We start from the raw sequence: 13,999 nt of genomic DNA, 5'->3' as shown, positions 1-13,999 counted from the left end.
TGAAAACTGCGCAAATGTGCCACATCAAGCCAGTAGAAGTGCGCGGTAGCCCCGCGCACCGACGGCGCAAACCGGCTGGGGCCTGGGCGGCGGCCATATCCCTGCGAACTGCCGCCAGATCGCGACCGCAGCCGGCAAGGCGAGAGGCTCAGGCTTTTTCTTCGCCCCGGTGGATGCCCTGCATGAAACCTTCGGGCGGCAGCGGATGGCCAAGGAAATAGCCTTGCAGGGAATCACAGCCCAGTTGGGTGAGGAAGGTCTGCTGCACCCCGGTTTCCACGCCCTCGGCGACGATCCGCAGGCCCAGTGCCTGGCCCAGGGCGACAATGGCCGAGACGATGGCGGCATCGTCGCTGTCGTGCTCCAGGTCGCGGACGAAGCCGCGGTCGATCTTCAGCTCGTTGGCCGGCAGGCGCTTGAGGTACATCAGGCTGGAATAGCCGGTGCCGAAATCGTCGATGGACAGGTCCACCCCCATGTCCGCCAGCTGTTGCAGGACAAGCATGCTGACATCGGCGTCGTTCATCGCCGTGGTTTCGGTGATTTCCAGGGTCAGGTTGTTGGCCGGCAGGTGGTAGCGTTCCAGGGCATTGGCCACGCTCCTGACCAGCCCGGCATGGCAGAACTGCAAGGCCGAGAGATTCACCGCGATGCGCCAGTCGGTGTAGCCCTGGACGTACCACTCGCGCATCTGCCGGCAGGCCTCGTTGAGCACCCACTCGCCGATGGCAATGATCAGCCCGGTCTTCTCCGCCAGTTCGATGAACTTGTCCGGCAGCAACAGGCCATGCTGGGGATGCTCCCAGCGCAGCAGCGCCTCGGCCCCCACCGGCAGGCCATTGGCAGCGTCGAATTTGGGTTGGTAGTGCAAGCGGAACTGATGATGCTCCAGGGCATTGCGCAGATCCTGCAGCAATTGCAGCTGGCGCCGGGCATTGCTGTTCATCGAGGCATCGAAAAAGCTGTAGCCATTCTTGCCGGTGCCCTTGGCGTGGTACATCGCCGCATCGGCGTTCATCAGCAGTTCCTGGGCACTCAGGCCATTGCCCGGGTACACCGCAATGCCGATGCTGGCGGAAATCTGCAGGTCGTGCTCGGCCACCCGGAACGAGCGCGATACCAGCCCCACCTGGCGTGCCGCCAGGCGCAGGGCATCGTCCGGCTCGGCCAGTTGCACCAGCAGCACGAACTCATCGCCGCCGATCCGCGCCAGGGTGTCCTCGCTGCGCAAATCCTCGCGCAGGCGCTGGGCCACTTCGCGCAGCAACTGGTCGCCCATGTGGTGGCCAAAGGCGTCGTTGACCGGCTTGAAACCGTCCAGATCGATGAACATCAGCGCAAAACAGCCACCATGGGCAGTGACCCGGTGCATCGCCTGGTCAATGCGGTCGGCCAGCAGAATGCGGTTCGGCAGCCCGGTCAGGGTGTCGTGCAACGCCAGTTGGGTCAGTTCCTTGTTGGCTTCGGTCAACGATTGCGCCAGCACCGCGGTGCGGGCTTCCAGCCGCGCATCCAGCACCGAGGTCAGCAAGGCGATGATCAGCACCGCCAGGGTGGTGATCAGCACCAGGTTGTCCAGGCCCTTGCCGCTCAGGCCGTTGCCCAGGGCGCCGCAGAAACTGCCATCGGCGAAACGCGCCGCGGCCATGCCGGTGTAATGCATGCCGACGATGGCAAAGCCCATGACAATCGCCGCGCCGGTCCGGGCCAGACGTACGTAGGGGGTGTTCTGGCGCAGGCGAAAGGCAATCCACAGCGCCGCCAGCGACGCGCCGAAGGCAATCAGCAGCGAGGCGCCGAACAGGCTCGGGTCGTAGTCGATGCCCGGCTGCATGCGCATGGCCGCCATGCCGGTGTAGTGCATGCCACTGATGCCCGAGCCCATGATCAGCGCGCCGAACAGCAACTGCCACAGCGGCAGCCGCGGCTGGCTCACCAGCCACAGGGCAAAGCCGCAGGACAGGATCGAGATCAGCAGCGACAAGGCGGTGAGCTGGATGTCGTAGCCCAGGTCGATGGGCAGGCTGAAGGCCAGCATGCCGATAAAGTGCATGGACCACACACCGACGCCCATGGCCAGGGCTCCGCCCATCATCCATAGATAAGCGGCACGGCCGGTGGTGGTGGCAATGCGCCCGGTCAGGTCGAGGGCAGTATAGGAAGCGAGGATCGCCACGAAAATGGAGATCAGGACCAGTGCGGAGGAGTAGCTACCGATGAGCATGAGGCGTCTCTTGGCCGTTGTGCCGACATCCCTGCGCGGCGGGCAAAACCGCAGATTGTACTGATTGCGTGGAAGAACGCATCTACAAAGTTAGCAAAAAGCCATTAGTCGGACAGAACGCCGTTTTCGGCTGTCTCATACCCCTACAAGCCCTGTGGGCATGGGCTTTGCGGGAAGTCGCGAGCAGTTGCAAACGGCTCCGGATACGCCCTGCCTGCGGCTGTCGAGCAGGCCTTGCAGCCACCTTGCTGCAAGGCCTTCAAGGGCCTATTTCTGCTCGCTGGCCTGCAGCTGGCCATCCCAGCCACCGCCCATGGCGGCGATCAACTGCACGCTGGCGATCAGCCGGCTCTGCAACAGGCTGAGCACGCTACGCTCGTTGCTCAGGGCAGTGGTCTGGCTGGTGACCACATCCAGGTAGGCGATCAGCCCGGCCTTGTACTGGTTCTCGGTCAGGCGCAGGGCCTCGCGGGCCGAATCCAGGGCCTGCTGGCGCACCCCCGCCTCGTCCTCCATGACCTTGAGCTGGACCATGTAGTTCTCCACCTCGCGGAAACCGTCGAGCACGGTCTGCCGGTACTTGGCCACGGTCTGGTCGTACACCGCCTCGGTGCGGTCCACTTCCGCCGAACGCTGGCCGCCGTCGAACAGGGTCATGGCCAGTTTCGGCCCTACCGACCAGAAGCGGTTCGGCAGGCTGATCCAGTCGGCGTAGGTGCTGCTGCTGTAGCCGCCGGCCAGGCTCAGGGTCAGGTCCGGGTAATAGGCGGCCTTGGCCACGCCGATCTTGGCGTTGGCGGCAATCACCGAACGCTCCGCCGAGGCGATGTCCGGGCGCCGCTCCAGCAGTTGCGACGGCACGCCCAATGGCACCTGGGGCAGCACGGGGATGGTCTTGCTCTCGGCCAGGTTGAACTCTGCCGGCGGCACGCCGATCAGCACGGCGATGGCGTTCTCGAACTGCGCCCGCTGCCAGATCAGGTCGATCAGGTCGGCCTGGGTGCTTTTGAGCTGAGTCTGGGCCTGGGCCACCGCGTCCTTGCCGGAGACCCCGGCCTGGTACTGGTTCTGGGTCATGGTCAGGGAGCGCTGATAGGCCGCCACCGTGGCCTCCAGCAGGCGCTTCTGCTCATCGATCACCCGCAGTTGCAGGTAGTTCTGCGCCAGCTCGGACTGCTGGCTCAGGCGCATGGCCGCCAGGTCGGCGAAGCTGGCCTCGGCGCTGGCCTCGTTGGCTTCCAGGTCACGGCGCAACTTGCCCCACACGTCCGCTTCCCAGCTCACCCCCAACTGGGTGTTGTAGGTGTCGCGAATGCCGCTGCTGGAACTGCTCAGGGCCGAACTGCTGCTGCCGGTGCCCTGGCTGGCGCGGGTCTTGCCGGCGCTCAGGTCGACACTGGGAAAGAACGAACCCCGGGAGCTGCGCACCAGGGCCCGGGCCTGACGGAACTGCGCCTCGGCCTGGGCCACGCTCTGGTTGGAACTGTTGAGCTTGTCGATCAGGCCATTGAGCTGGGCATCGCCGTACAGCTCCCACCAGGCGCCACGGGCCAGGGCGTCGCTGGGGTTGGCCTGGCGCCAGCCTTCGGCTTCCTTGTAGTGCACCGGCTCGGCCACCTGCGGGCGCTGGTAGTCGGGACCGATGGCGCAGGCGCTGAGCAGCAGCACGCACAGGCCCAGGCTCAAGGCCCGCGAGCCCCGGGCCATGGCCAGGCGCTGGGCGGACAGCAGAGTAACGGGACGGGACGATTGGTCGGTCATAGCGGCGTTTCCAGAGCAGCATCGGTACGGACCCCACGCCAGTGGTTGAACTTGTGGCGCAGGCGATCGAGATAGAGGTAGACCACCGGGGTGGTGTAGAGGGTCAGGACCTGGCTGAAGACCAGGCCGCCAATGATGGTCAGGCCCAGGGGCTGGCGCATTTCCGAGCCTTCGGCCCCGCCCAGCAGCAACGGCAAGGCGCCGAGGATCGCCGCCAGGGTGGTCATCAGGATCGGCCGCAGGCGTTGCAGGCAGGCGCTGCGGATCGACTGCAGCGGGTCCAGGCCCTGGTGCCGCTCCAGTTGCAGCGCCAGGTCGATCATCAGGATCGCGTTCTTCTTCACCACCCCGATCAACAGGAACAGCCCCAGCAGCGAGATCAGGCTGAACTCACCGCCCAGCACATAGATCGAGAGCAAGGCGCCAACCCCGGCCGAGGGCAAGGTGGAGAGGATGGTCAGCGGGTGGATGTAGCTTTCATAGAGCACCCCGAGCACCAGGTACACCGCCAGCAGCGCGCCGAGGATCATGAACGGCTGGCTCTTCTGGGTGGCGGCGAAGGCATCGGCGGTGCCGGCCATCTTGACGATCACGTCTTCGGGCATGCCCAGCTTGGCGATCGCCCGTTCGATGGCGGCGGTGCCCTGCTCCACCGTCACGCCCTCGGCCATGTCGAAGGAAATGCTTTCCGAGGCGAACTGCCCTTCATGGCTGACCCGGTCGTCTTCCAGGCTGTTCTCATAGTGGGCGATGGCCGACAGCGGAATCCGCGCGCCGTCGGCGGTGATCACCTGCACTTGATTCAGGGTAATCGGGTCCTGGGCGTATTTCGGATTGACCTCCATCACCACCTGATACTGGTTGAGGCTGTCGTAGATGGTGGAAATCTGCCGCTGGCTGTAGGCGTTGTTGAGCACCGCAGTGACCATGTCCATGTCCACCCCCAGACGCTTGGCCTGGTCGCGGTCCACCATCAGGGTCACTTGCTGGGCGCCACGGCCTTCCCGGGCGTCGATGGCGGTGAGCTCGGGCAAGGCGCGCAGCGCCGTCACCACTTTCGGGTACCACTGGCGCAACTCGCCCAGGTCACCGCTTTGCAGGATGTAGGAATACTGCGAGGTGGTCTGCTCGCGGCCGCCGCCGAACTGCAGGTCCTGGTCGGCCATCAGCATCAGTTGCGCGCCGGGCACCTTGGGCATTTCCTTGCGCAGGCGCTCGATGACCTTCTGCGCCGAGATATTGCGTTCCTTGATCGGCTTCAGGCGTACCAGCATGAAGGCGTTGTTGGTGCCGTTGTTGCCACCGATGAAGCCGGCCACGCTCTCCACTGCCGCATCCTTGAGCACGGCGCGGCGGAATATTTCCATCTTCGGCTGCATCACGCTGAAGGACAGGCCGTCGTCGCCGCGGACAAAACCGATCAACTGGCCGGTGTCCTGCTGGGGCATGAAGGTCTTGGGCACCACCACGTACAGGGCCACGGTGACGCCGATGGTCAGCAGCAGGCTGAGCAGGGTCAGGCGCCTGTGCCGCAGCACCCAGTCCAGGCTGGTGGCGTACTTGCCCATCATCCAGTCGTTGCTGCGCCGGCTCCAGCGTTGCAGGCGGTTCTCCTGGCCCGGGGTGTGGGGCTTGAGCCAGCGCGCGCAGAGCATCGGGGTCAGGGTCAGGGACACCACCAGCGATACCACGATGGCCGCGGCCAGGGTGATGGAGAACTCGCGGAACAGGCTCTCGATGATCCCGCCCATGAACAGGATCGAGAGAAACACCGCCACCAGCGACACGTTCATCGACAGCAGGGTGAAGCCCACCTCCTTGGCCCCCAGGTACGCCGCTTTCATCGGCGCGATGCCTTCGTCGATGTGCCGGGAGATGTTCTCCAGCACCACGATGGCATCGTCCACCACCAGCCCGGTGGCAAGGATCAGCGCCATCAGCGACAGGTTGTTCAGGGAAAAACCGTAGAGGTACATGATGGCAAAAGTGCCCACCAGGGATACCGGTACCGCCAGGGTCGGTATCAGCGAGGCGCGGAAATTGCCGAGGAACAAGTACACCACCAGGATCACCAGGGCCACGGCGATCAGCAGGGTCATCTCGGCCTCGTGCAGGGTAGCCTTGATCACCGGTGAGCGGTCCATGGCCAGGTTGAGCTTGACGCTGGCCGGCAGCATCGCCTGCAACGCCGGCAACTGAGCCTTGATCTCGTTCACCGTCTCGATGATGTTGGCCCCGGCCTGGCGGTTGATCACCAGCAGCACCGCCGCGTCGTCGTTGAAGAAGCCGCTGTTGTAGCGGTCCTCGACGCCGTCGCTGACCTTGGCCACGTCCTTCAGGCGCAGGGCCGCGCCGTTGTTGTAGTGGATGATCAGCGGCTCGTAGTCACGGGCCTTTTCCAACTGGTCGTTGGCCTGGATCTGCCACAGCCGCTGCTCATCCTCCACCGAGCCCTTGGGCCGGCGCTGGTTGGCATTGGCGATGGCATTGCGCACGTCGTCCAGGGCCACGCCGTACTGGTTGAGCAGTTGCGGCTCCAGTTCGATGCGCACCGCCGGCAAGGAGCTGCCACCGACCTGCACTTCGCCCACGCCCTGCACCTGGGACAGGCTCTGGGACAGGATGGTCGAGGCCAGGTCGTAGAGCTGGCCTTTCTCCAGTACATCGGAAGTCAGCGACAGCACCATGATCGGCGCCTGGGACGGGTTGACCTTCTTGTAGGTAGGCATGCTGCGCATGCCGCTGGGCAGCAGGTTGCGCGAGGCGTTGATGGCTGCCTGCACCTCCCGTGCCGCGCCGTTGATGTCGCGGTCCAGGTCGAACTGCAGGATCACCCGGGTCGAGCCCTGGCTGGAACGGCTGCTCATGGTGTTGACCCCGGCGATGGCGCCGAAGGAACGCTCCAGGGGCGTGGCCACGGTGGAGGCCATGACCTCGGGGCTGGCCCCGGGCAGGCTGGCCTGGACCACGATCACCGGGAAGTCCATCTGCGGCAGCGGCGCCACCGGCAGCAGGCCGAAGCTGACGCCGCCCAGCAGCATGATCGCCAGCGACAACAGCATGGTCGCCACCGGGCGCTTGATGAAGGGGCCGGAGAGGTTCATGCCGACACGCTCCAGGCTTGAGGCAGGCTGCGGCCCTTCATGCCTCCACCTCTTGGGCGTCTTCACGCTTGCCGAAGCGCCGGCCCAGGCGGTCGAAGTACAGGTAGATCACGGGCGTGGTGAACAGGGTCAGCACCTGGCTCACCAGCAGGCCGCCCACCATCACCAGGCCCAGGGGCTGGCGCAGCTCGGCGCCGGAACCGGTGGCCAGCATCAGTGGCACGGCGCCGAACAGCGCCGCCAGGGTGGTCATCAGGATCGGCCGGAAACGCAGCAGCGCCGCCTGGTAGATAGCCTGTTCCGGGGCCATGCCCTGGTGGCGTTCGGCGTCGAGGGCGAAGTCGATCATCATGATCGCGTTCTTCTTGACGATGCCGATCAGCAGGATGATGCCGATGATGGCGATCATGCCCAGGTCGTTGCCGCTGAGAATCAGCGCCAGCAAGGCCCCCACCGCCGCCGAGGGCAAGGTGGAGAGGATGGTGATCGGGTGGATGTAGCTCTCATAGAGCACCCCGAGGACGATGTACATGGTCACCACCGCCGCCAGGATCAGCAGCAAAGTGCTCGACAGCGAGGCCTGGAAGGCCTCCGCCGCGCCCTGGAAGCGGGTCTGCACCCCTACCGGCATGCCGATCTCCTGCTGCACCTGCTCGATGACATTCACCGCCTCCCCCAGGGCTACACCGGGCGCCAGGTTGAAGGACATCATCACCGCCGGGAACTGGCCGATATGGGCGATGGCCAGTTGCGCCTGGCGCTCCTCGACATGGGCCAGGCTCGACAGCCGCACTTGGCCGCCATCGGTGGTCTTGACGTGGATCTGCTCCAGGGCCTGGGGCCCGATGCGCTCGCCGGCCTGGGCCTGGAGCACCACCCGGTACTGGCTGGCCTGGGTGTAGATGGTGGAGATCTGGCGCTGGCCGAAGGCGTCGTACAGGGCGTCGGTGATGTTCGCCACCGAAACCCCGACCCGGGACGCGGCGTCACGGTCGATCACCATGAACACCTGCAGGCCCTTGTCCTGCAGGTCGCTGGCCACGTCGGTGAGCTCCGGGCGCTGGGCCAGGGCCTGCACCAGGCGATTGCTCCACAGGCTCAGCAGCTCGGCATCTGGCGACGACAGGCTGAACTGGTACTGGGTGCGGCTGACCCGGTCCTCGATGGTCAGGTCCTGTACCGGCTGCATGAACAGGCGGATGCCCAGCAGCTTGTCCACCTCGGGCTGGATCCGCGCGATCACCTGGGCTGCGCTCAGGTCGCGCTCGCTGTGGGGCTTGAGGTTGATCAGCAGGCGGCCGCTGTTGAGGGTGGCGTTGTCGCCGTCCACCCCGATGTAGGACGACAGGCTTTGCACCGCCGGGTCCTGCAGGATGATCTTGGCCAGGTCCTGCTGGCGCTGGCTCATGGCGGCGAAGGACACCGACTGCGGCGCCTCGGAAATGCCCTGGATGACCCCGGTGTCCTGCACCGGGAAGAAGCCCTTGGGCACCACCATATAAAGGAACACGGTCAGGCCCAGGGTACCGATGGCCACCATCAGGGTCAGGAACTGGTGCTTGAGTACCCACTGCAACTTGCGCCCGTAGCTTTCGATCAGCCAGTCGATCCAGGCCCCGCTGGCGCGGTAGAAGCGCCCCTGCTCTTCAGGCTTGGGCTCACGCTTGAGCAGCCGCGCGCACATCATCGGGGTCAGGGTCAGGGACACCACCAGGGAAATCAGGATCGCCACCGCCAGGGTGATGGCGAACTCGCGGAACAGCCGCCCCACCACATCTGCCATGAACAGCAGCGGGATCAGCACCGCGATCAGCGACAGGGTCAGGGAGATCAGGGTGAAGCCGATCTGCCTGGCGCCCTTGAGCGCTGCCTGCATCGGGCTGTCGCCCTCCTCGATGAAGCGCGAGATGTTCTCCAGCATGACGATGGCATCGTCCACCACGAAGCCGGTGGCGATGGTCAAGGCCATCAGGGTCAGGTTGTTCACCGAGAAGCCGGCCAGGTACATCACCCCGAAGGTGCCGATCAGCGACAGCGGCACGGCAATCGAAGGAATGATGGTGGCACTGGCCCGGCGCAGGAACAGGAAGGTCACCATCACCACCAGCGCGATGGCGATCAACAGCTCGTGCTGCACATCCTTGACCGAAGCGCGGATGGTCTGGGTACGGTCGGTGAGCACGGTGACGTCCAGGCCCGCCGGCAGGTTGTCGGTGATGCTCGGCAGCAGCGCCTTGATCCGGTCCACCACCTCGATCACGTTGGCCCCGGGCTGGCGCTGGATATTGAGCAGCACCGCCTGGTTCTCGTTGGCCCAGGCCGCCAGGCGCTCGTTCTCGGCGCCATCGACGATCTCGGCCACATCCTTCAGGCGCAGCGGCGCGCCATTGTTGTAGGCCAGGATCAGCTCGGCGTAGTCCTTGGGCGAGGTCAACTGGTCGTTGGCGTCGAGCATCGAGACCCGGGTCGGGCCGTCGAAGTTGCCCTTGGGCTGGTTGACGTTGGAGGCGCCGATCAGGGCGCGCACGTCCGCCAGGTTCAGGCCGTTGGCCGCCAGGGCCTCGGGGTTGACCTTGATCCGCACCGCCTGGCGCTGGCCGCCGGCAATGCTGACCATGCCCACGCCGCTGATCTGGGCGATCTTCTGCGCCATGCGCGTATCCACCAGGTCATTGAGCTTGGGCAGCAGCATGGTCTTGGAGGTAATGGCCAGGGTCAGCACCGGGGTGTCCGCCGGGTTGACCTTGTTGTACACCGGCGGCGCCGGCAGGTCCTTGGGCAACAGGTTGGTGGCAGCGTTGATCGCCGCCTGCACCTGCTGCTCGGCCACGTCCATATTGATATCGAGGCTGAAGCGCAGGGTCAGCACCGAGGCCCCGCCGGAACTGGTGGAGGCCATCTGGGTCAGGCCGGGCATCTGCCCGAACTGGCGTTCCAGGGGCGCGGTGACCGCGCTGGTCATCACTTCCGGGCTGGCCCCGGGGTACAGGGTCATGACCCGGATGGTCGGGTAGTCCACCTGGGGCAAGGCCGACACCGGCAGCAGGCGATAGGCGATCAGGCCGGCCAGGACAATGGCCAGCATGCTCAGGGTGGTGGCTACCGGACGGAGGATGAACAGCCGCGAGAAATTCATGCGCCGACCTTTTTCGCCTTGCCATCAACCGGCTTGCCGTCTGCGGCCGGTGCCCCGGCGGGCTGCCCTTGCAGGTGTTCGGTGGGGGTGGTGGGCACGTCGATGCTGTCGTTGACCACTTCCACTTCGCTGCCGTCCTTGAGGCGGTCGGTGCCTTCCATCACCACCCGGTCACCGGCCTTGAGGCCGTCCTGGATCACCGTCGAGTCGCCGTTGCTGGCGCCCACCTTGAGCTGGCGGATCTTCACCTTGTTGTCGCCATCCAGGGCGTAGACGAAGGTGCCGTTGGTGCCGAGCTGGATCGCCGCCGAGGGCGCCAGCACCACGTTCTTCAGGGTATCGGCCAGCAGCCGCACATTGACGAACTGGTTGGGGAACAGGCCCTGGTCGCGGTTATCGAAGCGCGCCTTGAACTTCAGGGTGCCGGTGGTGGTGTCGATCTGGTTGTCCAGGCTCTGCAGCACGCCTGTGGCCTGCAGCTTCACGTCACCGCGGTCCCAGGCTTCCACCGCCAGCCTGGCGCCGCTGTGGTAGCGGGCGAGCACGGTTTCCAGGCTGTTTTCCGGCAGGGTGAAGGCCACGCTGATGGGCTGGGTCTGGGTGATGATCACCAGCGCGGTGGTGTCGTTGGCCGCCACCAGGTTGCCCACGTCCAGCTGGCGCAGGCCCAGGCGGCCGGCGATCGGCGCGCGGATGTTGGTGAATTCCAGGTTGAGCTTGGCGTCGTTGACCGCCGCCTGGTTGGTCTTGACCGTACCCTGGTACTGCCCCACCAGCGCCGCGGCGGTATCCAGGGTCTGTTTGGCGATGCTGTCCTGGGCGTACAGGCCGCGGTAACGCTCAAGGTCGACCTGGGCGTTCTTCAACTGGGCCTGGTTCTGCAGCAAGGTGCCTTCGGCCTGGAGCAAGGCGTTCTGGTACGGACGCGGATCGATCTGTGCCAGCAGGTCGCCGGCCTTGACCATCTGCCCTTCCTCGAAATTGACCTTGACCAGTTCCCCCGCCACCCGGCTGCGCACGTTGATGGTGTTCAGTGCCGTCACCGTGCCCAGGGCCTTGTAGTACACCGCGAAATCCCCCTGGGTCACCGGTGACACCCGCACCGGGATCGGCCCGCTGGCGCCGCCGAAACCGGGGCGCATGCTACCGCTGCGCCCGGTATGCCCGGCCGCGGCTTTCTGCCCGGCGGCCTCCTGGTGGGTACTGGCCGGCCAGAATTTCCAGCACAGGCCAACGACCAGCAGCAGGACGAACAGGCCGAACAGCCAGCGACGGGAGTTGCGGGAGACAGAGGATTGCATGGAGTGATCAACCATTGGGCGCGTGGGAGGCTTCTTTGAGAAGGCTGAAAGATAAGCACTGGAACCGTTTTAGCAAAGCGCCTTTACCGGCAATTTACCTTTGACTGACGTTTCAAGGAGCGGTGCTAAGCCACTGAAGCACAAATAAAAACGGCCTGGACAGAGCCAGGCCGTGAATAATTGTAAAACCTGTTACTTGAGCACGGCCAGGGCCGCGTCGTAGTTCGGCTCTTCGGCGATTTCCTTGACCAGCTCGCTGTGCAGCACCTTGTCGTTTTCATCCAGCACCACCACGGCGCGGGCAGTCAGGCCGGCCAGCAGGCCGTCGGCGATGGCCACGCCGTAGTTCTCGATGAACTCGCGGCCACGCAGGGTCGACAGGTTCTGCACGTTTTCCAGGCCTTCTGCGCCGCAGAAGCGTGCCTGGGCGAATGGCAGGTCGGCAGAGATGCACAGCACCACGGTGTTGGCCAGCTCGTTGGCCTGGGCGTTGAACTTGCGCACCGAGGTGGCGCAGGTCGGGGTGTCGACGCTTGGGAAGATGTTCAGCACCTTGCGCTTGCCGGCGAGGCTGCTCAGGGAAACATCGGCCAGGCCTGCGCCCACCAGGGTGAACGCTGGGGCTTTGGAACCGACTTGCGGCAGTTGGCCATTAACCTGCACCGGGTTGCCTTTGAGAGTGACTTGAGCCATGAACGGAGTCCTTATTGAACAGTGATGATGGAACAGCAATGAGAAATTCCTGAGAGGCCGAAGTTAAGCATGAAAAGGCCCGGGCACCTATGCCCCACGGGCAAATTGTCCAACAACCCACCCCGACACCGGCATTACCGGTTGTAGGAGCTGGCTTGCCAGCGAAGGCGCTTTCAAACCTTGCGCAAGCCTCAAGGGCCCCTTCGCCGGCAAGCCGGCTCCTACAGGGGCGAATTTGGGTGTTTCGGTGTAGGAGCTGGCTTGCCAGCGAAAGCGATTTCGAGACTTGCGCAAGCCTCAAGGCCGCCTTCGCCGGCAAGCCGGCTCCTACAGGGGCGAATTTGGGTGTTTCGGTGTAGGAGCTGGCTTGCCAGCGAAAGCGATTTCGAGACTTGCGCAAGCCTCAAGGCCGCCTTCGCCGGCAAGCCGGCTCCTACAGGGGTGAATCTGGGTGTTTCGGTGTAGGAGCTGGCTTGCCAGCGAAAGCGATTTCTAGCCGTGCACAAGCCTTAACGGCCTCTTCGCCGGCAAGCCGGCTCCTACGGTTATTTGTTGAGGTGCGCCAGGAGCAGATCGGCCACCGGGCCGCCGGACGCCGGGTTCTGCCCGGTGATCACCCGCTGATCCTCCACCGCGAACGGCGCCCAGGGTGCAGCGGCCTTCTGGTAAAGGGCACCGCGCTTGACCAGTTCGGTTTCCGTCAGGTAGGGCACGTACTGGTCCAGTTCGGCGAGTTTCTCCTCTTCATTGGAGAAACCGGTGACCTGCTTGCCGGCGATCAGCAGCCTACCGTCGCCCAGCTTGATGTTGAGCAAGCCCACCGCGCCATGGCACACCGAGCTGACATAGCCCCCCTGCTCATAGATCTCCCGGCTCAGGGCCTGCAGCTCCGGGTTATCGGGAAAATCCCAGACCACGCCGTGGCCACCGGCGTAATAGATCGCCACATAGTCCCCAGCCCTGACCTGGGAAGGCTTGAGGGTCGAGCCCAGGCGGCTCATGAAGGCGCTGTCCTGGTACCACTGCCAGTCAGTGTCGTCTGCCATGGCCAGGCTATGGGGGTCGATGGGTACGTAGCCCCCCTTGGGGCTGACGTAGTCCACCTCGAAGCCCGCCGCCTCGACCTTCTTCACGAAATGCACCGCCTCACCCAGCCACAGGCCAGTGGCGCGGGCCAGGTTGGGGTATTTGGCCACGCTGGTCAGGACCACCAGTATCTTCTTGCTCATGGGCATGCTCCTTGGCATTGGAAAACAGGGCAAGGCACGGCAATCAACTGAGCAACCGCAGCATGTTGCGGTGCCGGGCATCGAAAATCCGCGCCATGTAGGCATTGACCATCAACCACTCCAAAGGTGCACCACCGATGGCCCTGTAGGTCACCCGGTCGGTGTACAGGGTGCCCCCTTCGGCGGCCTCGACCCGGTGCTCATGACGAAAGGCCCGCAGCGGCCCCTTGAGCATCTCGTCGACAAAATGCCGATCGCCGACCTCACGTATAACCACCGTCCATTTCGCCGGTATGACACCGAACATCCAGTGCAGGAAGCTGAACTGGCGCCCGACACTGATGCGCAGGTCATTGATATCGAGGCCCCCCAAGGGCGTGACACGCTCGGGGAAAATCTTCGGAAAGTTGGCGCCTTCGAGGCAGAAATCCAGCACCTGCTGCGGGCTGTATCCGGCCAGGAAAGTCGTGCGTTCGACCACGGGCATTCTGGTTCATCCTTGCTGATTCTGTTGAGAAGGCACCCACACAAACCTACAAACCACTTCACTA

General features: G+C 64.6%; 8 protein-coding genes. All 8 read right to left on the bottom strand.

Features of this window, described 5'->3' with window-relative positions; all coding sequences use genetic code 11:
- Positions 1 to 148: 148 nt before the first annotated feature.
- Positions 149 to 2,224 (bottom strand): bifunctional diguanylate cyclase/phosphodiesterase, encoded by a 2,076-nt coding sequence (locus A9971_RS26415; RefSeq protein ID WP_065363983.1) that lies wholly within the window; start codon positions 2,222 to 2,224, stop codon positions 149 to 151.
- A 267-nt stretch (positions 2,225 to 2,491) separates the two neighbouring features.
- Complete coding sequence (locus A9971_RS26410; protein WP_019095227.1) at positions 2,492 to 3,985, bottom strand: efflux transporter outer membrane subunit; 1,494 nt, start codon at positions 3,983 to 3,985, stop codon at positions 2,492 to 2,494.
- A complete protein-coding gene (locus A9971_RS26405) occupies positions 3,982 to 7,089 on the bottom strand; it encodes an efflux RND transporter permease subunit (protein ID WP_183000155.1) in 3,108 nt (1,035 codons plus the stop codon). Before A9971_RS26405 ends, A9971_RS26410 begins: the two co-directional genes overlap by 4 nt.
- Before the next feature lie 37 nt (positions 7,090 to 7,126).
- The gene (locus tag A9971_RS26400) at positions 7,127 to 10,225 is read right to left on the bottom strand and encodes an MdtB/MuxB family multidrug efflux RND transporter permease subunit (protein ID WP_183000154.1); all 3,099 of its coding nucleotides are present in this window, start codon (positions 10,223 to 10,225) and stop codon (positions 7,127 to 7,129) included.
- Positions 10,222 to 11,541, bottom strand: a complete 1,320-nt coding sequence (locus tag A9971_RS26395; protein WP_183000153.1) for an MdtA/MuxA family multidrug efflux RND transporter periplasmic adaptor subunit — start codon at positions 11,539 to 11,541, stop codon at positions 10,222 to 10,224. Before A9971_RS26395 ends, A9971_RS26400 begins: the two co-directional genes overlap by 4 nt.
- Positions 11,542 to 11,718: 177 nt before the next feature.
- Positions 11,719 to 12,219, bottom strand: a complete 501-nt coding sequence (tpx, locus tag A9971_RS26390) for a thiol peroxidase (RefSeq protein WP_183000152.1) — start codon at positions 12,217 to 12,219, stop codon at positions 11,719 to 11,721.
- 545 nt (positions 12,220 to 12,764) lie between these two features.
- On the bottom strand, positions 12,765 to 13,448 hold the full coding sequence (locus A9971_RS26385; RefSeq protein WP_019095224.1) for a type 1 glutamine amidotransferase domain-containing protein: 684 nt from the start codon (positions 13,446 to 13,448) through the stop codon (positions 12,765 to 12,767).
- Between the two features lie 43 nt (positions 13,449 to 13,491).
- On the bottom strand, positions 13,492 to 13,935 hold the full coding sequence (locus A9971_RS26380) for a polyketide cyclase (RefSeq protein WP_011061146.1): 444 nt from the start codon (positions 13,933 to 13,935) through the stop codon (positions 13,492 to 13,494).
- Positions 13,936 to 13,999: the final 64 nt, after the last annotated feature.

The organism is Pseudomonas sp. UME65 (genome assembly GCF_014170225.1).
Lineage (GTDB): Bacteria > Pseudomonadota > Gammaproteobacteria > Pseudomonadales > Pseudomonadaceae > Aquipseudomonas > Aquipseudomonas protegens.
Note: the sequence above shows the minus strand (reverse complement) of the source record. Positions and strands in the feature narration are given on the sequence as shown.